Source organism: Nocardia sp. NPDC004711 (assembly GCF_053601595.1).
On the sequence record NZ_JBSGCB010000013.1, the window covers coordinates 1 to 23,772 of the forward strand.

Consider the following 23,772-nt stretch of genomic DNA (forward strand, 5'->3'; position numbering starts at 1 on the left):
GGCCACGAGGGCGGTGGCGAACGCGGCGAACAGCACTGGTCTGGCCTTCATATTTCTCCTCGCATCGATACGCCATCCCCGACTTCCATCCAAACACCCCTGTGGTGGACCAGGTGTCGATGTAGCAGAGGCCCGTACCCGGATCAGTACCTCGGCGGGACCCGGTTGCGGCCTGGGCAGGTTACGCACTTCCCGCATCGCATCGGCCGGTCGGTACGTAGGCGGCCCGCATCGTCGCTGTCATTTCCGTCATGGCCGCGAATACTGCCCGACGGCGCTGACACCGCACTGTCAACCGCTGCCAGCGGGTCAATCGCGGTGACCCAGCGCCGTTCAATCAGCCTGGCCATACCCGACGCAAGTATCCGTTGTTGGCACGGTCAAGTCCCGGGGCGTGGTGTAGCTCGGGTGGTCACCACGAAGCGCAGGAGTCGTCGACGTGGGGATCACCGACGTGATGGGTTGATGGCGGCTGGCGGTGTGAGTTTTCGAGGGACGGCCGCTCGCTGGCCGGATATGCGCTGCTGCGACGCCGCGCCCTCAGCGTTGGGGGCACTCGAACCAATGCGAAGTACTAACATTTCACTTACTGTCGGGGCTCATGAAACACCGCCGTACCCGCATCGCCGTGATCGGTTCAGGCTGTGGGCGGGTGCGGTAGGTGCTGGGCGGCCGATGAGGTTGGTCGGGGTGCTGGAGGTCGGGTTTCGTGGCGACGCAGGTATTCGCAGACGAGACCTCCGATGGTTTTAAGGGTCAAGCCGCAGAGCGTGTCGGGGGTGTGTCGAAGGACGGACCGAAAGCTTTGACCGGATCGAATGATTGGCCGGATAGGAGGCAGTGGTGCAGTTGGCCGAGCATCTTGTTGAACAGGTGCCGCATCGCGGGCGCGTGCCGGTCGCCGTGTGTCCGCCGGCGCAGGTAGTGGTTGCGGGCGGGGCCTTGGTTGGCCATGGCGGAGAACGCCCAGACCCATCCGGCGGCGGCCAGGCGGTCGTTCTTGATGCGCCGGTGGGTGATGGAGATTGTCTTGCCCGACGCTCGGGTGACGGGTGCGGATCCGGCGTAGGCCTTCAACGCTCGGTCGCTGGCGAATCGTGTGCGGTCGTCACCGATCTCGGCGAGGACCCGGGCGCCGGTGAGGTCGGCGAGACCGGGAAAGCTGGTGACGACCGCGTAGTCAGGGTGTTTGCGGAATTCCTCCGCGGTGGCCTGTTCCAGGTCGTCAGCGCCGGCGCAGGCGGCGTCGAGGGCGGCCAGCAGGGCCAGGGCTTGGCGGCCCATCGCCTGCTCGACCGGCGCGGGCTGACGCAGTTGCGGGGCGCGCAGGCTCGTGAGGATCTCGACGGCGAGGTCGTCGACGCCGCGCTGGCGTCCGGCGCGGCGCAGCGCGGCAGCGACACGAGTCTTCGTGAGCTTTGCGGTGTGGGCGGGAGTCGGTGCCAGGGCCAGTATCACGCGGGCTTCGGGTCGAGCCAGGTTGGTGGCCGACCTTCCCGCGAAGGTGGCAAGGAAGGCCGGGTAGTACTCGCGCAGCAGCGAGCGCAGCTCGTTGCTGGCCTTGGTGCGTCGCCAGACCGCGTCCTGTTGGGCCCGCGCCAGCACCGCGATGGCCTGGACAAGTTCACTGTCGGCGGGCAGCCGTCGGTGGTATTCGCGGTCGACGCGGATGATGTTGGCCAGGGTCATGGCGTCGACGTGGTCGGATTTGGCGCGGGTCATGGAGTGGCGTTCGCGGTAGCGGGCGACGGCCATTGGGTTGATGGCATAGACCGGTCGGCCGGTGGCGCGCAGTGCGGCGACCATCAGGCCGCGCGGGGTTTCGATCGCGACTGCGATCGGGTCCGCGGCGGTGTCGCCGGCCTCGCTCAGCAAGGCGGTGAGCTCAGCGAAGCCCGTGGGATCGTCGCTGATTCTCTTCTTCGACACGAGTTTTCCGTCGTGGTCGATGACCGCGATATCGTGATGCCCTTCCGCCCAATCGATTCCGCACTATCGGTGCATACCGGCCTCCCTCGTATCGGGTGTATCCGCAGGTCCAAGACCTCGGCGAGAACGCGCAGCGCCCTACTTACGAGCCTCTGTGGGCTTGCCTCCGATGAGCTGTTCGCGACCCAGCGCACCCGCACGGCACCGGTCTTTCCAAGAACTCGGGGCTCTCGAAAGCTGAGGTGTCTGATCGTGAGAGCAGGCTCGAACCACGAGCAATTCGATTCGACACGCACAGCCGGACGGGACCAACACGCGTCAGTGCCCGGTCCGGCTGCACCAGCTGCCGTGTACCCGCGGTCTTGCACGAGGGCTCACCGCCCAGAGGTGTGTCAGGGGTCGATCACGGCAGGTCAGGCTCCGCTGCAGGTGCCCCCACTCTTGTTCGAGGACTCTCAACCCACGGGCTGCCAAGAGGTCACCGCAACGGCAAGCAGGCCGGTTCGGCTCCGGTACTCACGGCCTTGTCTGAGGGCTGTCACCGCCCAGGAGAAACCGAGGAGTCACCGCGGCCGAACCGCCGAACGATCACCACAACTGCTCGGCGCACTGCCTCGTCCGAGGCCTCGAGGGCCGTGGAGTTGGCGTGGCGTCCAAGTCAGTTCGAGTAACCGTTACTACATAAGTAGGAGTTGGTGCGTCTGCGGGAGTTTCCGGAGATCAGCCGCGAGGAGCTGTTCCGGTTCTTTACGCTGACCCCGGCCGATATCGCGTTCGTCGCGCCGGGCGGGGGCGGGGACCGGAGGATCAGCTCGGTCTTACGGTCGCGTTGTGCACGCTGCTGGGGCTGGGGTTCGTTCCGGACAAGATCGCCACCGCGCCGCAGGCCCGGCACAGCCCCCACTACTGTTTCATCGCGTCGATCTCACTTCCCACACGATGGGATCGAGCTGACACGTCTGGTTGTGGGTTCGGGTGAGGCCGTGTTCGTGTGGTGGTGCGGGTATCGAGCCAGCGAATGAGTGGCGGTAACGCCAACAGAACGAGAAACAGCCGCAGACTTTGCACGGTCGAGATCAACGTGATGTCGCTGCCGCTGGATACGGCAGTGGCCAACACGGCGTTGATACCACCCGGCGTGGTCGCCAGATAAACCTCCACAAACGTGCGGCCGCTGATCGCCGCGGCGGCCCAGGCCATCCCAGCGCAGAGCAGGCAAACCGCTGTGATCGCGACCAGCAGGCGCGGCAACACGGCTGTTACCTGACCGATAGCGGGCCGGGTGAACCGCAGGCCGATCTCGAGTCCGATAACTGCGAACAGGATGTCCTTGAGCGGTCCGGCCGGCGCGAGGCCTGTCCACGTGCCGGTCATGGTTACCACAGCAGCCAATACCATCGGGCCCAGTAGTACCGGTGCGGGCAGCTTGATCCGCTGCCCCAATCTGACACCCAGAAGACAGACCGCGCACAGTGCCAGGACCGATGAGATGCCCTGAGGTTGGTCGACCCACAGGTCGAAGGTGGGCCATGTCAGCGGCGAGGAGGAGCGAGTGCCGCTGCTGCCCACCGCGGTGACGATCAACGGGGCAGAAAGTGCGATCACACCCACCCGTAAGAACTGCGCGAAAGCCACCCGCCGGGAATCCGCCCCGAGGTCGTCAGCGCAGGCGATGATGCCGCCCGACCCACCGGGAACCATTCCCAGAACGGCATCGACCAGCGGGAACTTCGGAGTTCGGGCAAGCCACAGTGCAGCCAGACCACAGCAGAGAATCGACGCGACCGTCACGACGATCAACGGCAGGCTCGCACCTGCGACCGATCGCAGCGCATCGAGCTGCAAGTAGCTGCCCATCACCACACCGACCATGGCCTGAACTGCCCGACTGGCCCGCTCCGGGGAAGGCGAACGCACCAGCCCGGTGATCGCCAGCACAATGCCCGCGACCAGCGGCACCACCAGCTCCGCGGCGGGAACTCCAACTACCTCAGCGCACTCGGCGAGCCAGTAACACCCGACGATGACAACGGCCCAGCCCAGAAAACCACGCACCATCACCCACGCGGCCCCGCACCACGATCCCAGCACCGACACGCGAACCAACCGACGTGATGATCGACCGCGCGGGCCCGCGCACAGCGCAGGTGGCTGCGGTCGGCCGGAGCAGGTGGCGGACGAGGCCAGGCCTTGAACGATCGTGGCAGCCGCAGCGAGGTCCGGATCTGGAGGCTCACCCGAGCTCTGGTGAACATCAGCCCGCGACCGAACCATAGAAACTCCCTGACAGCCTCACACCCGAGAAACAGTTGCCAAGAAATAACTGTACCGGGGTCGAGCGTGACGACTGTCAGCGCTGTTCTGATCTGACGTCAACCCCACGGCCGGTTCCAGCTCGGCACCGACCGGCCGTCGAGCGTCACGGGAGATGATGACGATCACCGCTGAGCCGTCGTAGAGGTTGCCCGATGGTGTGGTTGCCGATGGTGTGGTCTGCGTGGGTTCGGGGTTGTTCGGGATGGGCATCGCGGGCCGATACGCCGCCGCGCGCGTCGACATCGACGACGCCCACGCGGTGTGGGGGTCGCGCTCGTAGAGCCACTGAATCCACGCCGGCACTGTCGGTCACGCTCAGCCGATCCGACTGCGCGAGACGGCTGATCACCTCCGCCCGCCGCACCGCCACCGTGGCTCATCGGCGGTCGACACATCCCGCTCCACCACCGCATCACCGGCCATCCCGCGAACCCCTCCACTGAAGACGAGTGCGAGCAAAAAGCACGTTACACAAGCGGAGTACGAGACACACCGATACTCGAAGTCCCTTCAGCCAGAACCGAATTCGCACCTCAGTGCTGAAGACGACTTCGAACACTGGCAAAGACGGAACATCAGCGAACAGCGACGGCACCGAGCGTGGCTGTCATATTTCGAAGTCGCCGACTTCCCATCCGCTGGCCAGCGCCCGACCAAACCGCGAGGTTGACAACTGGTCACTTGACCAGGTTAAGTTGATGTGTCATAAGTTAGTCAGACCTGAGTAGACACGAACGGAGAACACCCTTCATGTTGGCAATCATTGGCCTGATCATCGCCGCTCTTGCCGGGACTGGCAGCGCCGCCGCAGGCTCTGGCGGCGCCTCCCATCTCCCGGCGATGTTCTGACCAACCGGTAGTTGGCGCGACAACCACCAGCGCTCGCCCCGAGTTTCGCGGCGGGCGCTGGTGGTTGTCGCGGGGTGAGACTCATCGAGCGTTTCCGAGCAGCTTCCTGTCGGTCCTACCTGTCACCGTGGTGGGATGTCGTTTTCCGAACAGCGCCGAAATGAAATCGATGCGATGAGTGATTCCCAATGACGGGTTGGGCGGCTACGCCGCCCAACCCGGTGCCGCCGTGGTCACGAGGCCCGTGGTGTGGCGCTGCCGACGTTCGTGAGCCGGTGAGGACGGCTTGTTCGACAGATGGGGCGGGAGCCGCAATCGGGGGTCACAGTGCCGCTTCGGCGGCGCGGACGGCGCGGACGAGGGTGGCGGTGGCGTAGCGACGCCAAACTGGTGCGACCGCAAGGCGGATCAACCAGTACCGACCTGGACGTGGATGGAACGAATAAGTCCAGCGGACAAGGCAATCCGAACCGTTCGGGGTGAACGTCCACTCTCCACGCACCTTTTCGACCAGAAGACGCAGCGGGCCGGTGAAATCGGTTATTTCGTAGGCGAAGCTGTGGGGCCGGGTGTAGGCGATGAGGCGTTCGCGGGCTGTGGAGCCGTCGGACAGGACCGGAATGCGAGTGTTGCCAACGGTGTCCCATGGCCCGGACTGGTCGCGGACACCGCCGACCCCGGGCAGTGGTCCCATTCCCGTGAAGATGGTGGTCAGGTCGATCGGCTCGATGATGTCGAAGGCGGTCTCCGGTGAAGTGCGGCAGGGGGATTCGACGGTCACCGGCACATATCCGAGGCTCATGCCGCCTATTGTGCCCTTGATTCAGTACCAGGCCGGGGCTCGTGCACCGCGGGCCCGATCGCGACGTGTGCGAGCAACCCCGGCAGGTCGATGCCCAGATGCCGGGTGATCTCACGCAGCGCGTTGTCGAGTGCCACCCGCGTGGACCCAGGCTGGGGGTGCAGTCGCACGACGGCGCCCGCCCGCCGGATTTCGGCATGGCAGACCTTGTCACCGCGGGCGCACCCGGCGACCGGCCGCGGTACACCGATGACGACGTGAGCCTCACCGCCGCGGCGGCTGACCCGGCCGCTGATGAACATCTGCACTCCAGCACTTCGTCTCGAGCGACCATTTCCGCCGTGACGATCCACATTGCTGCTCGGGCCGGGTGGATAGGAAGAGTCTGCGGGCCGATCCACCCGGCTGCCGAGCACGATGCGCCGCTCGGAGTCGGCGAAGCGGGCATCGATTCCGGAGTCGTCCACTGTGACCCCGGCCGGGTGATCCGAAGTGAGGAATGCGGCGCGATAACCGCACCCTGATTCCTGCCGCGCCCCACGATCGGCTCACCCGCACCGCACCGTATCGAGATCCTGTGCGGGAGCGGCCCGAATGCCGCGCCGATGGCACGAATCGAGAGTGCCCGGGCACGGGTGGTCACCGACATCTCGGAATTAGCTACGTGATCGAGATTGTCGTGCAGAATGCCGGACAGAACCGGCCCGACCGGTCGGTGAACCTTAACGAGGTGAAATGACCGATCTGATGGGATCGACCGCGCACGAGCTGCTCGCGCAGGTCCTCGCGCGCTACGGCAGCATCGACGTCTTCATCGCCCGTCTGCACGTTCAGCTGGACACACCCACCATCATGTGCCCTGCCGCGGTGGCACCCTCGGACTGCGGCCGGCACCGGCTCGCAGAGCCCACGGGCACGGTGCCTGTGACTACCGCAGCCCTATCCTCGCCCACGTTGCGGAAACCCTGGGGGTCCGGGGTGCCGGTAAGAATCGTGTCGCCTGGTACATGAGCGTGTCTTCCGGCCTGTGCGAGCTACAGCATCTCGGCGTACATGCGGCCGTCGCGTACCCCGAATTCGATCCGACACGGGAACTCCGACGGGTATCCGGCCTGGAGGTTGCGCAGATTGCCTCCGATGACGAACGTCGCCCACTCCCACAACTCTTCGGGGAGCTCGAACATCCAGCCGTCGGTGGCGCGCACGTACGGGATGTCGGCACCGAGGGGATCGTGGCGGCCGAGAGCGGCCACATCGAGGATCATCCCCTTCTCCTGCGCGGACGCGATCGGGGGCGGCTGCAGCAGCATCATGGCGGAAACCGTAGCGCCACCCACGCCCTCCGCGGGCGAGGCGCGACGAGGCGCGACGAGGACGCCCGATTTGCCCGGCCGGCAAGCCCGGAACCTACTGAAACCACTGGTCGCCCGACGCAATGAAAGCGCGGCGGCGTTTTGCCGCAAGGCATTTCAGCGGCTTCATGTACCACCTGACGCGATTCTTACTTCCCCCATCATCGGCCGCGGCAGCCAACCGGGACCCGCTGTTCACCGAGGCAACGACTGCGTGTCCTTTCGATGGTCCAGCACTTGCCGACCAGTTGGTCGAGGTCGCCGCCGACCAGGTCTCGCACCCAGGGGCGCAACGCGGCAGCGGCGCTCGGCAAGCCCGGGACCTCACCGATGGGCGTGGTCGCGGAGTCCGCAGGGACCACGGCAGAGGTCGTGCTCGGCTGTGCCTGACCACCTGGTTCGGTGCTTAAGGCAAGCCCAGGAACCCGGCCGCGGTGAGTGCGTCATGCCGTTGCAGTCCACGACCGATCGCGGCACTCGGAATGGGATGCCAGCGCACACCGCAGCGCTGCCCGTACCTGCTACACGGGCGCGCTCGTGCCCGATGGTTCTCGGATAGAACGCCGCACCTCAGTCGGTCGCGAGGCGGGAGGGCAGGGGTGCGAGGGAGAAGTTCTTCCAGATGTAGGTGTCCATCTGGTGCTGGTCGAGGGTCAGGTTGTCGACGCGGTCCACTTTGCCGTCGGAGTTGAAGTGCCACACCAGCGCCCACAGGGTGTCGACCTGGCCCTCGCCCTCGGTCGAGTAGCCGCGATGGATATCGACGACGTATTCGGCGTTGGCTTCGAGGAAGAACGTCTCGGCCTTCATGCCCGCCTTGGCGAGCTGGGCGAAGAAGGCCAGGACCTCGTCGAGTCCGTGCTTGGTTCCGGAGAGCGCGTGGTGCCCGGGAATAGTCCATGCGATGTCGTCGGTGAGTACCGCCTTCATGCCGTCCAAGTCGTAGCGCGCATACGCCTCGAAGAAGTCGCTGATCGCCCGGATCTTCGGGTCCTGCTGTGTCACCACGTGATTCCTTTCGAAGAGGTGAATTCGCAGTCTGCATCCGGTCGCTGGCAGAACACTGTCAGCGGTTGACGGCGACGGACACCCACAGGACGGATGCAAGTGAGCCACATCGGCAGGAAAAGCCATCTCCGATCGGTAGTGCGCGAGCCTGCCTGAGATCATGAAGGAGATCATCGGCCGTAGCCCTGACGACGGACTGAGACAGTCGAATTCGGTATCCGGCCGGTGGCGTGCGCCGCGTTGGCCGGATTTGGTTGAGGAAAGGCAATTCTCATGAGTGCTGAGCTCGTGCTCCGGACGGTCCAGGATGGCATTGCCACCCTGACCCTGAACCGTCCCGAGAAGCTGAACGCGCTGACGGCGGCCTCGTTCGAGGAGCTGGCGGCGCATCTGGACGCGCTGGCCGGCGCGGACGTCCGGTGCGTGATCCTGACCGGCGCGGGCCGATCCTTCTGCGCCGGACACGATCTGGAGTCGCTCGCCGCCGGTGACGCGCTGGCGTCCCGCTACCATGAGGCGGAGACCATTGCCCGGCTCGAGGCGTTCCCGGCGCCGGTGATCGGCAAGATCCGCGGGCACTGCTTCACCGGCGGACTCGAACTGGCCCTGGCCTGCGACCTGCTGGTCGCGGGGGAGAACGCGCAATTCGGGGATACCCACAGTCAGTGGGGGCTGGCCCCGCTGTGGGGCATGTCGGTGCGGCTGCCGGAGCGGGTGGGCATGGCCCGGGCCAAGGAACTCAGTTTCACCGCCCGGCGGTTCAGTGGTGTCGAGGCCGCGGACATGGGCCTGGTGAATCACGCGGTACCCGATGAGGGGCTGGACGAATTCGTGGCGCACCTGGCCGCGCAGATCACCGCCAACTCGGCCGGGTCGAATCGAATCTACAAGTCGCTCTACGCGAATTCGCGGGAACTCGGACGCGCCGAGGCGTTGAAGGCGGAGACGGACATGCAGTTCGGGCTGCCGGACGACTCGGTCGAGCGACTGACCAAGCGCTGAGCGGGTCAGACAGGGCGTGCCGCCTCGGCGCGGGCGATGAGGAAGTCGCGTTCGGTGTCGTTGCGGGCGTGGGCGATTGCGGCGCGGTACGCTTGTGCGGCTTCGGCATTCCGGCCGAGGCGGTGCAGGAGATCGGCGCGGACGGCATGGAAGAGGTGCTGGTCATCGAGGTCCAACTGGTCCAGTTCGGCCAGTGCGGCTACGGGTCCGGCAACCTCGGCGACGGCCACCGCGCGGTTGAGCCGCACCACCGGGCTCGGGGTGAAGGTGAGGAGCTGGTCGTAGAGCTGCAGGATCTGCGGCCAGTCGGTGTCGGCGGCGGTGCGGGCGTCGGTGTGCACGGCGTTGATCGCGGCCTGGATCTGGTACGGGCCGGGCTGGTTGCGCCGCAGGCATTCTCGGACCAGAGCGTGGCCCTCGGCGATCAGGGCTGTGTCCCAGAGACTTCGATCCTGCTCGGGGAGCGGCACGAGCTCGCCGGTCCCGGAGGTGCGTGCGGCACTGCGTGATTCGCTGAGCAACAACAGCGCCAGCAGGCCGTGAACCTCGGGTTCGTCCGGCATGAGCTCCGCGAGCACCCGGGTCAGCCGGATGGCCTCGGCGCACAGGTCGGCGCGGGTCAGGCGCGCGCCGGCGGTGGCGGTGTGGCCCTCGGTGTAGATCAGGTAGACGACCGCGAGCACGGCGTCGAGCCGGGCGGGCAGCTCGGAGTCGGACGGCACCCGATACGGGATCCGGGCATCGCGAATCTTGCCCTTCGCGCGGGTGAGGCGTTGCGCCATGGTGGTTTCCGGCACCAGGAAGGCCCGGGCGACCTCCGCCGTGGACAACCCGCCCAGCAGGCGGAGGGTCAGCGCCACCTGAGCCTGGCGGGACAGCGCGGGATGGCAGCAGGTGAATATCAAGCGCAGCCGGTCGTCGCGCACCGCGTCCTCCTCGATCGGTTCGCCCTCTGCCCGGAGCAGCGCGGCCTGGGCGTACTTGTCCGCGCGGGCGGCCTCGCGGCGCAGCCGGTCCACCGCGCGATTACGGGCCGTGGTGATGATCCAGCCGGGTGGACTCGGCGGCAGCCCATCGCGCGGCCAGCGCTGCACGGCGGTCGCGAAGGAGTCCTGCACCGCGTCCTCGGCGATATCGACATCGCCGAAGACGCGGATCAGGGCAGCCACCGAGCGGCCGTAGTGCTCGGCGAAGACGGCCGCGACATCGACTGTGCCGGAGGGCATGTCAGCTGTCCTGGATCGGCCGGACCTCGATCGGCAGCCCGATGACGCGTGCCATGCGGCGACCCCAGTCCAGCGCCTCGTCCAGGTCGGCCGCGCGGATGACGGTGAAACCGCCGATGTGCTCCTTGCTTTCGGCAAAGGGCCCGTCGGTGACGAGTACCTCCGAGCCCTGCGCGCGCAGCACGGTGGCGGTACTCGGCGCGTGCAGCCCGGCCGCGAACACCCACGCCCCGGACTCCCGCATCTCCGCATCGAGTGCCGTCAGCTCGCTCATGATCTCGTCGAGGTTGTCCGGCGGCGCGGTGTCGTCGGGCTGGTAGACGCTGAGCAGGTACTCGGTCAACGCGACTCCTCTCCGGCGGGACGATAGGTGGCCATGAGGACACCGGTCGTCGTGGTGACGCTGTCGGTCAGCCGCAGCGGGCCCACGTCGACGCTGTCGAACAGGCGCGCGCCGGGACCGACCGTCAACGGGTGGATCGAGAGCAGGTACTCGTCGATCATGCCCGCGCGCATGAGGGAGCGCAGCAACTCGCCGCTGCCGAGGACCACCAGATCCAGGTCCGGCCGCCCGGCGCAGAGCGCGCGCACGGCCGCGATCCCGTCGCCGGGCAGCAGGGTCGAGTTGTGCCACGGCAACGGTTCGGCGAGGGTGCGGGAGCAGACGAACTTCTCCGCCTTGTCCAGCACCTCGGTGAACGGATTGTCCGTCTGATGCGGCCAGAATCCGAAGAAGTCCTCATAGGTGCGACGGCCGAACAGCAGGCCACTGTCGCTGTGCGCGGCCGTGTGCGCACCGATGACGCGGCCCTGGACCGGGTCCGCGTACCGGTGTGCCCAGCCGCCGCCGGTGAATCCGTTCCGGGTGTCCTCGTCGGCCCGGCCCGGCGCCTGCATGACGCCGTCGAGGGTGAGGTTGACGACCGCGGTGATCCTGCCCATGTTCGCTCCTTGGCTGCGGCCCGGCCAGGTTGCCGGGTTCACCCTCTACACGAACGGGCTGCCGCGATCACGACACCGCCGCGGAAATTTTCCGACGGCACAGACCTCGAGGTTCTCCTCGATGTCGCGGAGCCGATGCCGGGCGAGTGCCAGATTGCCGCGGTTCCGGTCCAGCGCGACGTACAGGTTGGACCCGCCCGGGCCCGAAAAAACCTGCGGGCGCCGCCGTTTCCGGCAGCGCCCGCAGGCTCGGTACGTCCGCGGCTCAGCTCAGCCGCACAGGCTCCCCGGCGCGGTGGCCGCGTCGAGGAACAGTACGGCCTCCTCCTTCTCGGCCGCCCCACCCGGAAGCTGTTCGGACAGCTGCTCCTTGGTCATGCCCGAAGCGATGGCCGCGCAGTCGGCCTTGCCGACATCGATGGCCGCGAGCTGCTGATCCTGATCGGTCAGCAGCTCACCGCGCTCCTGCAGGTAGCTCACGAACACCTGCTCCGGCGCGGTCAGTGCGCGCTCCGCCCCGGCCACCCCCGCGGCCGCCCCCAGCAACGCGACCCCTGCAGCCATCACTCCGAAACCCGAAGCGAGACGGCTCTTTTTACCCACGAACTCTCCTTCAACATCGAACGAACCCGGCGAGCCTACCCCGGGCCGGCCCGGGCCATGTGCGAAGCCGACCGGAGCTCTGGCCGGGGAATTCGGGTCAGTCGCGTTCCAGAATGCTGGTCACCAGCATGGTGTGATCCTCGAGCCGCCGCCGCACGGACCAGCCGAGTTCGGCGAAGGCCTGCTCGTACTCCTGGCGCGTCCACAGTCGCACGCCGGTGACCGCGTGATAGATCTCGTAGGTGGGCGAGAACCACGGCTGCTGTGTCCAATACGGGGCCTCGAGCAGGTAGCCATCGCCGATCACCAGCCGCCGCAGGTTGGGGAACCAGTCCATCCAGCCCCGCAGCACCGCGGCGATGCCGTCACCGTCGCTGGCCAATTGGTGCAGTAGGAAGAACGACATGGCGGTGGTGACGGCATCGCGGTCGATGGTGGCCAGCCAGGCGGGCGGTTCCGGTTCGGGCTGCACCGATCCGCCGAGCAGGGTGATGCGGTCGCCGAGCCCGCGCGCGGTGAGTTCGGCGGTGGCCGAGGCGATCACGCCGTCCTCGATGTCCACGCCGAGGAACCGTTCCCGCTCGGCGATTCCGGCCAGCGCCAGCACCCGCCCGGCGTCGGCGCAGCCGAGATCGATGGTGCAGCCGGGTGTTCCGGCCGCGATGGCGTGCCCGATGGCCTCGAAGATCTCCGGCCGCCGCCGCGCGATATCGGTGCAGCCGCGAGCCACCTCGCCGGGTTCGGTGGCGGCGGGAATGTATTCGCGGTGCGGGCTGTCCGACAGCTGCCGGAAGGTGGGTTCCCACCCGCGCACCGCCACCCGCACGAAGCCGCGGTTCTTGCCGACATCGTGGCCAGTGTGGGTGAGCTGGTAGCGGCGCCCGCGCCGCAGCAGGAAGCCGGCGCGCACCAGCCCCTCGGCGACGGTCTGCTGGATGCCGGTGCTGGGCGCGACGGTGTCGCCGCCCAGCAGGGTGACCCACCAGCCCCAGTCGTCGGCGGCGACGATGAGCTGGCCGGCGGTCTGGCCCTCGATGACGTCTCGGATGGTGAAATCGCCGAGGGCGGACTGCGGTTGGACGAGCGGGGTGACTGCGGTCATGATCGATCTTCCTGAGCGGTGGCGACGGCGATCGCCTGGATTTCGATGAGCAGCCCGTCGATGGGCAGGGTGGTGACGGTGGTGATCCGCGCCGGTGCGGCCGTCGGGAAATGCGTGTGGAAGGCGGAGTTCCAGCCGGGGAACCAGCGGCGATCGGACAGGTAGCAGTCCAGCCGCAGCACGTGCGCGCGGCCGCTGCCCGCCGCGGTGAGGGCGGCGTCGAGCTGCCGGAAGACCTCGGCGGTCTGGCCCTCGAAGGATGTGGTGGTGACGGTCAGGGTGTCCGGGTCGACGGCGGCCAGGCCGGAGGTGAACACGAGCCCGGCCGCGGTGCGGGCCAACGGGAACGCGCTCACGGGGCGGCTCGCATGATCCGGGTGGCGTCGATCTCGGCGAGGGTGGCCGCGCCGGACAGGATCATCAGGGTGCGCAGCTCCTCGGTGAGCAGCTCCAGCACCCGATCCACTCCGGCCTCCCCGGCCGCGGCCAGGCCGTAGATGGCCGCGCGGCCCAGGATCACCGCGTCCGCGCCCAGCGCGAGCGCCAGGTACACATCGCTGCCGGTGCGGATGCCGCTGTCCAGCAGGATGGGTGTCTCCGGGCCCACCGCCGCGCGAATGCGCGGCAGCATGTCCAGGCTGGCCGGGGCCGGATCGACTTGGCGGCCACCGTGATTGGAGACGACCAGGGCGCTCGCGCCGATGGCCAGGGCGCGGTCGGCCGCGGCGGGGGTGAGCACGCCCTTGGCGATCCACGGCAGCCCGAACCCGGTGGCGGCGCCGGCCAGCTCGGCCCAATCCCACACCATGCCACCGCGTTTGAGCAGCTGTCCGAAGATCTCCGCGACTCCGGGAGCGCCGTCCTCGCCGGTCAGATTCCCGGCGAAGTGCCGCTGGTCGGGGTCGAAGCGATTGGCCATATTGCGGGTGCGGAAGCCGCCGACCGGGCAGTCGAGGGTGACGCACAGCGCGTCGTAGCCCAGTCGCGCCACCCGGTCCGCGACCGCGGCCGCGTGCCCGAAGGGATGCACCTGCGCGATCCGGGCGGCGCGCGGTGCGGCGGCGTGTACCCGCTGATAGGAGAAGCTGCCCGCCTCCGGCACGACGGACAGCGCTCCCCGGGCCTGGGCGGCCCGGGCCACGGCCGGATGCCCGTCCGGATGGAACAGCGCGTCACCACCGAACGGTGCGGTGAGAAGCGGTGTCTCCAGGGGCATTCCGAGAAATTCGGTGCGGGTCGAGGGTGCGCCCACCCCGCTCATCGGTGCGGGCAGGATGCGCCAGCGGTCGAAGGCGAGCCGGTTCTCCCGCAGGGTGATCTCCTTGCCCGCGCCGCCCTCCATGAAGTCCAGGACGTCGGCGGGCAGTGCGGTCGCGGCCGCGCGATGGATCTCGTCGAGGGTCCCGAAGTCGACGCGGGTCGGGTAGAAGCTGTCGAGCTGCGCGGTCACGCGGCACCTCCGGTGGTCACCGTCGCGGTCGTGGTCAGTGCGCTCGAATCGGCCGTCGCCCGGGTGGGATCGGGTGCCGGGCTCGGATCGGGCACCTGGGGTGGATCGAGCGCAGTGGCGGTCGGGCCGTGGACGGCGGTCGCGTGGCTGCGACCGTAGAACAGATACAGTGCGACTCCCGCCGCGCTCCAGATCACGAACCGCAACCAGGTGAGCGCCTCGAATGTGGTTGCCAGCCAGACGCATCCGGCGATGGCGCAGACGGCCACCACGGGCAGGAAGGGCACCCGGAACGGACGCGGGCGATCGGGTGCGGTGCGGCGCAGGACGAGCACGCCCACGGCCACGATCACGAACGCGAACAGCGCGCCGATATTGACCAGCTCCGCCACCGTGCCGATGGGCAGCAGCCCGGCCACCGCGGCGACGACCGTGCCGAGCAGCAGGCTCAGCCGGACGGGCGTGCCCCGGGAACCGGTGCGGCACAGCGCCTTCGGAACCATGCCGTCGCGGCTCATGGCGAACACCAGGCGGGTCGGGCCGTAGCACACCATGAGCAGTCCCTTGGTGAGCGCGACCACCGAGGCCACCAGGATCACCTTGCCGATCCACCCGGCTCCCACGGCGGCCAGTGCGGTCGCCACCGGCGCGGCATTGCCGAGGGTGGAATACGGTGCGACACCGGTCAATACAGCGCTCACGGCCACATAGAGGGCGGTGGCGATGACGACCGAGCCGATGATGCCCCAGGGCAGATCACGGCGCGGATCGCGGGTCTCCTCGGCGGAGGTGGCGACGACATCGAAACCGAGATACGCGAAGAACGCCAGCGCCGCGCCGGCCGCGATGCCGTGTACGCCGAAAGGCAGGAACGGCGACCAGTTGCCGGGATGCAGGTGGGGCGCGCCCACCGCGATCACCAGGACGAGGACGCCGATGGTCAAGGCCACCAGAGTTTTCACCACGACTGCGGTGAGTCTGACCTCGAACACGAGCACGCCGATCAGCATGGCGACAATGAGGACCGCCGGAAGATTGATGACGCCACCGTCGCTGGGGCCCGCGGAAATCGCCTTGGGCAGTGTCACTCCGAACAAGGAATCCAGGGCGGCCCCGAACAATCCGGACCAGCCGATGGCGATGGCCGATGCCGCGACCGCGTATTCGAGCAGCAGATTCCAGCCGACCAGAAACGCGGGCACCTCGCCCAGCGTGCCGCGGGTATAGGTGTACGCGCTGCCGGACAGCGGCGTCATGGACGCGAGTTCGCTGTAGCACAGCGCCACCAGTGCGCAGATGGCCCCGGCCAGCACGAACGACAGGACGATGGCCGGTCCCGCCTTGGTCGCGGCCGCAATGCCGGTGGTGACGAAGATGCCCGCGCCCACGATGGTGCCGACGCCCATGGCGATGAGGTCCACCCGGCCGAGACTGCGGGTGAGCGTTCCGTCGGCGGCCGGGGTTGCCGGAGTCACGCCGGCCCGAGTTTGTGCTGCCATTTCTGGAATCCATTCGGAGAGAATGTTTTTGGAGCTGATGTATTCCAGTGAAACGGCCGGAGTTTATGTGGCGGTGAACTCGCGTAACGACTTCGTTTCGTCGAATTCCGGAGTATTCGGCAATGTAAAGCATTGCGGGCATGCGGAATTGCGCGCGATCGGAATTCGCGCGCGATCAATTGTGCCGTTCCATTCGATGCGTCGAATATGGCGGCGGAAGAATTATGCGGTTGTCGAGATCTGCGGAGTGGGAACGGAGTCCGTGGCGCGCGCCGTTGCGTGCCGACGGACGACTGCGGTGGTCGTGGCCACCAGAACGAGGACGACCGCGGCGGCGAGCACCGCGTCGCGCATGGACGCCACGGTCGCGATGGCTCCGAAGCCCACCGTCGCGACCGCCGCACACGCGTAAGCCACGCCCGCGAAGCGCGCGGCCGCCTGGGCGTGCTGATCGGGAGTTGTTGCGGCACTGACGATCCGGAGTCCAGAGCGATAGGCGATGCCCTGTCCGAAACCGGCCACGGCGCCGCCGCACAGCAGCAGCGCCAGGCTGGGCAGCCAGGACACGGCAGCCGTCAGCGCGACCCCGGCGATGATGATCCACTGCGCCGCAACGGGTTCGGCGGCGAGTCCGGCGGGCGCGATCAGGCGCTGCGCCAGCCAGGCGCTCACCAGATACAGCGTGACGGGCAGCGCCAGCAGGGCGAGATTCGTCGTGCCCAGCAGTTCCGCGCCGTAACTCGGCAGCAGAGCGACGATCAGTCCCGCCGACACCCAGGCGGCAATGCCGCTGAGGTATCCGGCGATTCGCGGTTCGACGGTCTCGGGAGCCGCGGCCGCGCGACCGGCGATCGCCGGTCGCGCCGCACGATCGCTCAGCACCGCCATCGCGGTCACCGCGAGCAGGATCGCGTGCCCCACATAGACGGTCACCCCGGGCGCGGGCAGATACTGCGCCACGACCGCGGCCGCGATCGTCCCCAGTGCCGAGCCGAGCACGGTCGCCACCGCCATGGCCGTGCGCCCGCGTTCGCCCGTGCGTTCCAGGATCAATCCGGCCACCGAGCCGGTCACCAACCCCACCGATAGCCCCGCGCAGATCCGCGCGGCGACCGCCGGCCCCGGCGAATGCGCCACGGCCATGGCCGCATCCGCGGTGATGCCGAACCCGCTGCCCACCCCGATGCGCCACCACCAGCCCTGTCGGGTGGGCGGCGGACCCACCAGCGCGAGCGCCGGGGTCAGTGCGAACAGGTAGGCGGCGAAGATCACGGTGATGAGCAGGGGAGCGAGCGTCCAGGCATGCCGGTAGTACGGCATCATCCCGGTCGCCATGTTCGGCTGCGCCATGATCAGCACCAGCAGCGCCCCCGGTGCGGCTGCCCGCATCCCGGCCTCCTAATTGAGGAGATCTTCTCTGTTAGAGAATACGAAACTGAGAAGAACTTCTCTACTCGAGTGCCGTGCCCTGATACCGCGTCGCGCTCGCGCAGGATGGAGGCGTGCCCGTGAACACCCGCAGTGACGCCCAGCGCAGCCGCGTGCTGCTGGTCGACGCGGTCCAGAGCCTGCTGGAGGCGGGCCGGATCGGCTTCTCCATCCCGGAACTCGCCGCGGCGGCGGGTGTCGGCGTGGCCACCGCGTACCGGCATTTCCCGACCCCGCAGGACGCCCTGCAAGCCTTCCACCGCCGCGCCATCGAACATCTGGTGCAAGCGCTGGCCGCCGTCGACGCCGGCCCCGATCCGGTGGAACGCTTCCACCGCTGCTGCCGCACCTGGGTGGACCAGGCCGGGCAGTGGGGTCCGGCCGTGCGCTACATCCGCAGCTCCCGGGGCTTCATCGAACGGCTGGCCGACGGCGACGAATCCATCACGGCCCTGCACGACATGCTCGCCGAGGTGCTCAATGCCCTTGCGCTGCAGGGCAAGACCGCCGAATACGACCTCACCTACGCGGTGCTGCTGTGGATCACCATCTTCGACGAGCGCGTGGTCTACGACCTCACCGAGCACCGCCACTGGAGCCCCGCCCAGGTGACCGACCACCTCACCCGCGCGGTCGCCGGAGCGCTCGGCATCACGGTCTGACGGACCTCAGCCGACCGGCCAGCCTGCCAGCGCCGCGGCCACCCCGAGCGCACCCGCGCCCAGCAGGGCGCTCACCACGCCGCGGCGCGCCGCCAATAGCCACGCCGCAGCAGCCGCGAGCACCGCGAACTGCCAGAGGTGGTGCAGCGCAAGGGCGAGCGGGATCGCGGAGCCCGCGATCGCCCCGATGACCGCAGGTCCGGCACCGGTGAAGAACGCCTGCACGCGCTGGTCGGCCCGCAGCCGGTCGAAGTACTTGGCGCCGGCCAGCACGAAGGCGAACGACGGCGCGAAAGCGACCGCGGCGGCCAGCAATCCGCCCGGCACGCCCGCGGCCGCGTACCCGACCGCCGCCACCGTCTGCACCACCGGGCCCGGCGTGATCTGGCCGAGCGCAACGGCATTGAGGAATTGCGCTCCGGTCATCCAGCCGTAGCGGTCGACCGCATCGGCCTGCATGAGCGGAATGATGACGAAGCCCCCGCCGTAGGACAGCGCGCCCACCTTGAAGGCCACCCAGCACAGCGCTGCCAGGCCGCCGGTGGCCGGCCAGGCCGCCGGTGCCAGCGGCCACGCGGATACCCGGCTCGGGGACAGGCCGCCGCGTATCCCCACCTCGGCCAGCCCGGCCCCGATCAAGACCAGGACCAGCCACGGTCCCAGGACCGCGGCCGAGACGATTCCCAGTGCGGCATAGGAGATCCAGCGGGCCCGAGCGGCTCGGCCGTTGCCCGCGCGCCTCCAGCCGGCCGGAAGCAGGCCCATCGCAGCATGCACCGCGACGGCGGCGACCGCCGCGCCCGCTCCGGCCGCGGCGCCCCGCACCCACACCGGGCTGCCCGCCGCCAGGAAGACCGCGGCCAGGACCAGGATCAGTGCCAAACCCGGTGCGATGAAACAGCATCCGCCGACGAGCGCCCCGGCGGTGCCGCGCAGGCGCCAGGCGGTATAGATCGCCAGCTGCGTCGAGGCAGGTCCGGGGAGCAGGTTGGTCGCGGCGATGGCGTCCTCGAACTCCGCCGCGTCGAGCCAGCCGCGCCTCCGCACGCACAGGTCCCGGAGCAGGGCGATGTGTGCGGGTGGCCCGCCGAAGCCGAGGCAGCCGATGCGCCCCCACTCGCGGGCGATCGTCCACAGCGTGACCACTCCGGCTCCTCCTCCGTGTCCCGAATCCGACGGCCGACCCTAACCCTCGGTCGGTGACGATGCTCGGTACGGCGGCGACGGGCTCACTTCAGGGCGGCGTGCAGCAGGGTCACCCCGGCGGTGAGGGCCGCGCCCGCCACCGACCAGCTGGTACCCGCGGGCTGAGTGGACAGCACCACCACGGCATAGCGATAGGGCTGATCGGGAGAGGGGGAGACCAGGCCGGTGGTGTCCAGGGTGGTCGAGGAGTTGAGATCCATCCAGCCCTGTTTGACCGCCCACGTCGCACCGGTGAGGGCATCGGGGATGCCGAAGTACTGGTCGGTGCCGTCGGCGGCGGTCTCGGAGGCATTGTGCAGCGCGCCGACGATCAGGTCCCGGGCCGGGGCCGGGATCGCAGTGGTGATGTAGTGGAAGACAGTGACCACATCCCGTGGCGTGGTGAGGGTTTCGCCCCACTGGGCGGTGTCGCCCGGTGCGGTGGTCGCGGACAGTCCGATGGCGGCGACCATGCGATCGATGATGGCGTTGTTGCCGCCGTTGTCCCACATCACGTCGGCGATGTCGTCGTCACTGGTGGACAGCATCCGGGTGATCTGGGTCGTGGTGTCCGGGTCCGGTTGCCAGTTCTGGGTTTTCAACGCGTCCAGCGCGATGAGCAGCTTGACCACCGAGGCGGTGTAGAACTGCTCGTCGGCATTGAGACTGGCGATGGCCGCCCCGGTGGTGGTGTCCACCACGTCGATGCCGACGCTGGTGCCGGGCGAGGCCGCCTGGATGGCGGTCTGCATCTGCTGGGCGATGGCCGTCACCGAAATGGGGTGCGGAGCAATCACAGACGCGCTGGGTGCCGTGATCTCGGGTACCTGGCCGACACCGGCCTGATCATGAGACGTGGCGAACGCAGTGGGAGCGCTGAGGGCTGCCAGGGAGATCACGGCGACGAAACTGCCGGCCGCGATCCAGAACCACCGTGCGTGCGGTGAAGGGGCCTGAATCGAGGTCATAGTCAATTACATCGACACGAACCTCGAGACATTTCCAGCCGAAAGCTGTCAATTTCCTGTTAACTGAGGCACATTCGGATCTCGGTTCGGAGACGGTGCCGACCGGCTAATTCACCGCGAACCCAGATCATTTCTGCGTCGGGATTCATACGCCCTGGAGACAGGGATGGGTGCCGGTCCTGAGATTGCTCGAAACGCCCTCGTAAAGAGCCTCGATCCCCTCGGTTTCGGGGTGCTGCTCATGATCGTCCCGGTCCTCGCCGATGCTGACGCGCACTATGGCAACGGATGTGTTCTGTTCTCCGACAACACATCAGCAACTGTGGATTCGCTACGGTTCAGATTCATGCTGGGCGGCAGCGGTCCGCTCGGGTCGGCGCGCGCCCGGTCACACCCCGCGGTAGATCTTGCGAGCGGTCGTGATCAGCGGAATCTGGAGCGGGAGGCGCAGCAGCGCGCCGATTTTCAGCGGCAGCGGGCGATTGCTGCGCAGCCAGTCGGCGGTCAGCTGCAGGTTGGCGGGGAAGACCGCGAGGAAGACCAGTGCGGCCAGGCGGGCGCCCAGAGCGCGGGTGCGGGGGACCACGAGCAGCGCGCCCGCAGCCAGTTCGGCCACGCCCGAAACCTGGGTGTAGGTACGGGGTTTGCCCGGGAGCTGGGGCGGGATCATGGTGTCGTAGGGCTTGGGCATGAGGAAGTGCAGGACGCCCGAGCCGAGCAGCAGGGCGGCCAGCGCGAGGGCGCGGGCCCGAATGCCATTGGAGCCGACCGGTTGGATTGCCGCGGGGGAGTGCGACAGGTCTGCTGTCATCGTTGCAGCATAGCCGGTCGGTATGTATTGCCCGGCAGGTAACCGGGTTCCGCATCTCTGCTCGGAGTGTCGCCGTCGCGGGTGGCCGATCGCCAAGGGATAGCGCACAATTAGGCGGCTATCCGGCTCGAGCAGGGGAAGTTATGAAGGCGCACAAAGGGCTTGCGATGGCCCTGCTGGTCCTGGGTTTGACGGTCGCGTGCTCGAAGGGGGAGGCCACCCATCCGGCGAATGCACCGGCACAAGCGGTTCCGCAGCCCGCGCCCAAGGAGAAGGAGGGCACGATTCCGGTCGGTCCCGGTCCCCAGGGCACGTACACGGTGGCGGCGCAGCCGGCGCCCGGCAGCTGTCACTACCGCTCGACCGCCGACGGCCAGCCGCTGCCCGACCCGAACTGCACCCCGGGCGCGACGAATCCCAAAGTGACAGCGGCGAATCTGGCCGACACCATCTGTAAGTCGGGCTATACCGCCACGATTCGGCCCAACACGTCGATCACGAATCCGGAGAAGGCCGCCAATATCAAGTCCTACGACTACACCGGCGACCCCCGCGATGCCGAGTACGACCACCTGATCTCGCTGGAGCTCGGCGGGGATCCCAACGATCCGCGCAATATCTGGGTCGAACCGCCGTCACCGGGCCACCAGGCCGGCGCCGGGCCGAACAATCCCAAGGACGGCGTGGAGACCAAGCTGCACACCCTGGTCTGCAATGGCAAGGTGGCGCTGGTCGACGCCCAGGTGGCGATCGCCACCGACTGGACCACCGCGCTGGCGAAGGTCGGCTTCCCCAATAGCTAGGGGCGCGTCGCGTCCGGCGTGCCGGGCCGAAACCGCCGCTGGACTCGAACCCGCGGGCCTACGATCGAACGATGTCAGCGCCGCAGGACCCCTCGACGATGATCGAGGGCCGGGTCGTGCACAAGGTGAGCAACGCACTGAAGATCACCTTCAGTGCGGGCCCCGGTGACCCACTGGCCACCGGGGTGCAGGGCGCGGGCAATGGCCTTGCGGCCAAGGCCGCCATCCTGTTCGGCTTCAAGAACGGCGGCACCGGCAAGCACCGCATCACCTACGCCGACGGGTCGGTGGTGTGGGTGGAGTCCAAGGACTCCGCGCCCACCGTGCTCAGCCGGGGCGACGGGACCTCGCTGGCCACCGTGCATCGCGCCGACACCTCGACCGCCGTGGGATCCACGGCGGGAACACTTTTCCACTTCGTACCCGATCCGGAGGAGGCCCGGACCCCGGAACTCTTCCGCATCGTGGTGCTCGACCGCATGGGACAGGAGACCGGCCGCCTCGACGTGGTGCGGACGGTCGGCGGCTGGACCCTGCGCCGTATCGCGAACGATCTCTACAGCGAGTCCTTCTGGTGGGATCGGGCCGGGCAGCCGCTTCCCGTCCCGATCCTGGGCACCCGGCTCTGGCTCGAGCACCCGCTCGACCCGGTGGAGCGGGACGTGCTGCTGGGTGTCTGTGTGGACATCGCCCTGGGATTGCGGCCGTACATCGCGGTCATGAAGTAGGAGAACGGCTTCCGGGACTTCCGCCCGTCGGTACGGGAGTCCCGGAGGTCCGGGGTCGGCTGTCAGTCGGAGACCTTGATGACCAGCTTGCCGAGATTCTTGCCGGTGAGCAGGCCCTGGAACGCGGCGACGGCATGGTCGAGGCCGTCGACCACATCCTCGAGGTAGACGAGCTTGCCCTCCGCGATCCATTGCGCGGCCGCCGGATAGAACTCACCGGCCTGGCCGGCGAACTCGGACACGATGAAGCCGCGCACGGTCAGGCTCCGGCGCAGGATGCTCGACATGAGCAGCGGCAGCCGGTCGGGGCCCGGCGGCAGGTCGGTGTCGTTGTAGTTGGCGATCAAGCCGCACAACGGAATTCGGGCGAATTGATTGAGCCGGGGCAGGACGGCGTCGAAGACCGCGCCGCCGACATTCTCGAAGTAGACGTCGATGCCGTCCGGGGTGGCGGCGGCCAGCTGCTCGGCGAAGTCGGGGGCGCGGTGGTCGACGGCGGCGTCGAAGCCGAAGCGCTCGCGCAGCAGGGCGACCTTCTCCGGGCCGCCCGCGATGCCGACGGCTCGCGCGCCCTTGATCCTGGCGATCTGGCCGACGGTCGAACCGACCGGTCCGGTGGCGGCGGCGACCACCACGGTCTCGCCCGGCTTCGGCTGCCCGATGGTGAGCAGACCGGAGTACGCGGTCAGACCCGGCATGCCCAGCACGCCCAGGGCGGTGGTGAGCGGCGCGCCGCTCGGGTCCAGTTTTTGCAGAGCCCGCACATGCTCGACCGAGTGCGTCTGCCAGCCGCCCCAGCCGAGCACGATATCGCCCGGCCGCAGTGCGGGATCGGTGGATTCGAGGACGCGGGAGACGGTCGCGCCGCACATGGTCTCGTCGATCTCGACCGGCGGGGCGTAGGAGGGCGCGTCGCTCATGCGTCCGCGCATGTACGGGTCCAGCGACAGGTACAGCGTCTGCAGCAGCGCCTCGCCCGGCTGCGGCGGGTCCAGTTCGACCGTCTCGGTGCGGAAGTTCTCCGGCTGCGGCATACCGGTCGGGCGGGAGGCCAGGACTATACGGGTGGACTTCATCGTCGGAACGACCTTTCGATGGGCAACCCCT

At 68.2% G+C, this 23,772-nt stretch carries 25 protein-coding genes and 1 pseudogene; 7 read left to right on the plus strand and 19 right to left on the minus strand.

Going from position 1 to position 23,772, the window contains the following annotated elements:
• Positions 1-756: 756 nt before the first annotated feature.
• On the minus strand, positions 757-1,986 hold the full coding sequence (locus ACWEKS_RS14675; RefSeq protein ID WP_452340726.1) for an IS110 family transposase: 1,230 nt from the start codon (positions 1,984-1,986) through the stop codon (positions 757-759).
• A gap of 635 nt (positions 1,987-2,621) precedes the next feature.
• Between ACWEKS_RS14675 and ACWEKS_RS14680 the strand changes: the two are divergent.
• Positions 2,622-2,812 (plus strand): annotated as a pseudogene (locus tag ACWEKS_RS14680) (DUF4158 domain-containing protein); the annotation flags it as partial.
• Positions 2,813-2,832: 20 nt separating this feature from the next.
• Here the strand turns inward: ACWEKS_RS14680 and ACWEKS_RS14685 are convergent.
• Positions 2,833-4,026: an AbrB family transcriptional regulator gene (locus tag ACWEKS_RS14685; protein WP_452340544.1), complete on the minus strand. Its 1,194-nt coding sequence runs from the start codon at positions 4,024-4,026 to the stop codon at positions 2,833-2,835.
• Positions 4,027-4,402: 376 nt separating this feature from the next.
• Here ACWEKS_RS14685 and ACWEKS_RS14690 point away from each other — a divergent pair, with 376 nt between their 5' ends.
• Positions 4,403-4,525: a hypothetical protein gene (locus ACWEKS_RS14690; protein WP_452340545.1), complete on the plus strand. Its 123-nt coding sequence runs from the start codon at positions 4,403-4,405 to the stop codon at positions 4,523-4,525.
• A gap of 891 nt (positions 4,526-5,416) precedes the next feature.
• Here the strand turns inward: ACWEKS_RS14690 and ACWEKS_RS14695 are convergent.
• Entirely contained in the window at positions 5,417-5,896 is a 480-nt protein-coding gene (locus ACWEKS_RS14695) for an SRPBCC family protein (RefSeq protein WP_452340546.1), read from the minus strand.
• A 5-nt stretch (positions 5,897-5,901) separates the two neighbouring features.
• Entirely contained in the window at positions 5,902-6,198 is a 297-nt protein-coding gene (locus ACWEKS_RS14700) for a hypothetical protein (protein WP_452340547.1), read from the minus strand.
• A 433-nt stretch (positions 6,199-6,631) separates the two neighbouring features.
• Between ACWEKS_RS14700 and ACWEKS_RS14705 the strand changes: the two genes are divergently transcribed.
• Positions 6,632-6,907, plus strand: coding sequence for a hypothetical protein (locus ACWEKS_RS14705; protein WP_452340548.1), 276 nt, complete (start codon positions 6,632-6,634; stop codon positions 6,905-6,907).
• 23 nt (positions 6,908-6,930) lie between these two features.
• Here ACWEKS_RS14705 and ACWEKS_RS14710 read toward each other — a convergent pair whose 3' ends face one another.
• Positions 6,931-7,209 (minus strand): hypothetical protein, encoded by a 279-nt coding sequence (locus ACWEKS_RS14710; protein WP_452340549.1) that lies wholly within the window; start codon positions 7,207-7,209, stop codon positions 6,931-6,933.
• Positions 7,210-7,818: 609 nt separating this feature from the next.
• A complete protein-coding gene (locus tag ACWEKS_RS14715; protein WP_452340550.1) occupies positions 7,819-8,253 on the minus strand; it encodes a nuclear transport factor 2 family protein in 435 nt (144 codons plus the stop codon).
• Positions 8,254-8,529: 276 nt separating this feature from the next.
• Here ACWEKS_RS14715 and ACWEKS_RS14720 point away from each other — a divergent pair, with 276 nt between their 5' ends.
• The gene (locus ACWEKS_RS14720; protein WP_452340551.1) at positions 8,530-9,258 is read left to right on the plus strand and encodes an enoyl-CoA hydratase/isomerase family protein; all 729 of its coding nucleotides are present in this window, start codon (positions 8,530-8,532) and stop codon (positions 9,256-9,258) included.
• A gap of 5 nt (positions 9,259-9,263) precedes the next feature.
• On the opposite strand, the gene ACWEKS_RS14725 is transcribed toward ACWEKS_RS14720, so the two are convergent.
• The 9 genes from ACWEKS_RS14725 to ACWEKS_RS14765 all read right to left on the minus strand — a co-directional run bounded on the left by ACWEKS_RS14725 (position 9,264) and on the right by ACWEKS_RS14765 (position 17,469).
• A complete protein-coding gene (locus ACWEKS_RS14725) occupies positions 9,264-10,484 on the minus strand; it encodes an RNA polymerase sigma factor (RefSeq protein ID WP_452340552.1) in 1,221 nt (406 codons plus the stop codon).
• Between the two features lies 1 nt (position 10,485).
• Positions 10,486-10,827: a YciI family protein gene (locus ACWEKS_RS14730; RefSeq protein WP_452340553.1), complete on the minus strand. Its 342-nt coding sequence runs from the start codon at positions 10,825-10,827 to the stop codon at positions 10,486-10,488.
• Positions 10,824-11,426, minus strand: a complete 603-nt coding sequence (locus ACWEKS_RS14735) for a dihydrofolate reductase family protein (RefSeq protein ID WP_452340554.1) — start codon at positions 11,424-11,426, stop codon at positions 10,824-10,826. Before ACWEKS_RS14735 ends, ACWEKS_RS14730 begins: the two co-directional genes overlap by 4 nt.
• Before the next feature lie 270 nt (positions 11,427-11,696).
• Positions 11,697-12,029 carry a DUF732 domain-containing protein gene (locus tag ACWEKS_RS14740; protein WP_354848287.1) on the minus strand — a complete coding sequence of 111 codons (333 nt, stop codon included), beginning with the start codon at positions 12,027-12,029 and terminating at the stop codon, positions 11,697-11,699.
• Between the two features lie 97 nt (positions 12,030-12,126).
• Positions 12,127-13,131 carry a hypothetical protein gene (locus tag ACWEKS_RS14745; RefSeq protein WP_452340555.1) on the minus strand — a complete coding sequence of 335 codons (1,005 nt, stop codon included), beginning with the start codon at positions 13,129-13,131 and terminating at the stop codon, positions 12,127-12,129.
• Positions 13,128-13,487: a RidA family protein gene (locus ACWEKS_RS14750; RefSeq protein WP_452340556.1), complete on the minus strand. Its 360-nt coding sequence runs from the start codon at positions 13,485-13,487 to the stop codon at positions 13,128-13,130. The genes ACWEKS_RS14745 and ACWEKS_RS14750 overlap by 4 nt, the downstream gene beginning before the upstream one ends.
• Positions 13,484-14,581: an alpha-hydroxy acid oxidase gene (locus tag ACWEKS_RS14755; RefSeq protein ID WP_452340557.1), complete on the minus strand. Its 1,098-nt coding sequence runs from the start codon at positions 14,579-14,581 to the stop codon at positions 13,484-13,486. The genes ACWEKS_RS14750 and ACWEKS_RS14755 overlap by 4 nt, the downstream gene beginning before the upstream one ends.
• Positions 14,578-16,080 carry an amino acid permease gene (locus tag ACWEKS_RS14760; protein WP_452340558.1) on the minus strand — a complete coding sequence of 501 codons (1,503 nt, stop codon included), beginning with the start codon at positions 16,078-16,080 and terminating at the stop codon, positions 14,578-14,580. Before ACWEKS_RS14760 ends, ACWEKS_RS14755 begins: the two co-directional genes overlap by 4 nt.
• A gap of 222 nt (positions 16,081-16,302) precedes the next feature.
• The gene (locus ACWEKS_RS14765) at positions 16,303-17,469 is read right to left on the minus strand and encodes a hypothetical protein (RefSeq protein WP_452340559.1); all 1,167 of its coding nucleotides are present in this window, start codon (positions 17,467-17,469) and stop codon (positions 16,303-16,305) included.
• 119 nt (positions 17,470-17,588) lie between these two features.
• Here ACWEKS_RS14765 and ACWEKS_RS14770 point away from each other — a divergent pair, with 119 nt between their 5' ends.
• Positions 17,589-18,170 carry a TetR/AcrR family transcriptional regulator gene (locus ACWEKS_RS14770; protein ID WP_452340560.1) on the plus strand — a complete coding sequence of 194 codons (582 nt, stop codon included), beginning with the start codon at positions 17,589-17,591 and terminating at the stop codon, positions 18,168-18,170.
• Positions 18,171-18,176: 6 nt separating this feature from the next.
• Here the strand turns inward: ACWEKS_RS14770 and chrA are convergent, their stop codons facing one another.
• The 3 genes from chrA to ACWEKS_RS14785 all read right to left on the minus strand — a co-directional run bounded on the left by chrA (position 18,177) and on the right by ACWEKS_RS14785 (position 21,134).
• Positions 18,177-19,316, minus strand: a complete 1,140-nt coding sequence (chrA, locus tag ACWEKS_RS14775) for a chromate efflux transporter (RefSeq protein ID WP_452340561.1) — start codon at positions 19,314-19,316, stop codon at positions 18,177-18,179.
• A gap of 83 nt (positions 19,317-19,399) precedes the next feature.
• On the minus strand, positions 19,400-20,323 hold the full coding sequence (locus ACWEKS_RS14780) for a hypothetical protein (RefSeq protein ID WP_452340562.1): 924 nt from the start codon (positions 20,321-20,323) through the stop codon (positions 19,400-19,402).
• A 388-nt stretch (positions 20,324-20,711) separates the two neighbouring features.
• The gene (locus ACWEKS_RS14785) at positions 20,712-21,134 is read right to left on the minus strand and encodes a DoxX family protein (protein WP_452340563.1); all 423 of its coding nucleotides are present in this window, start codon (positions 21,132-21,134) and stop codon (positions 20,712-20,714) included.
• A 143-nt stretch (positions 21,135-21,277) separates the two neighbouring features.
• On the opposite strand from ACWEKS_RS14785, the gene ACWEKS_RS14790 reads away from it, so the two are divergent.
• Together ACWEKS_RS14790 and ACWEKS_RS14795 are read left to right on the plus strand one after the other, a co-directional pair.
• The gene (locus tag ACWEKS_RS14790) at positions 21,278-21,937 is read left to right on the plus strand and encodes a hypothetical protein (protein WP_452340564.1); all 660 of its coding nucleotides are present in this window, start codon (positions 21,278-21,280) and stop codon (positions 21,935-21,937) included.
• 71 nt (positions 21,938-22,008) lie between these two features.
• Complete coding sequence (locus tag ACWEKS_RS14795) at positions 22,009-22,665, plus strand: hypothetical protein (protein ID WP_452340565.1); 657 nt, start codon at positions 22,009-22,011, stop codon at positions 22,663-22,665.
• 62 nt (positions 22,666-22,727) lie between these two features.
• Here the strand turns inward: ACWEKS_RS14795 and ACWEKS_RS14800 are convergent, their stop codons facing one another.
• Entirely contained in the window at positions 22,728-23,741 is a 1,014-nt protein-coding gene (locus ACWEKS_RS14800) for an NADP-dependent oxidoreductase (RefSeq protein ID WP_452340566.1), read from the minus strand.
• Between the last annotated feature and the right edge of the window lie 31 nt (positions 23,742-23,772).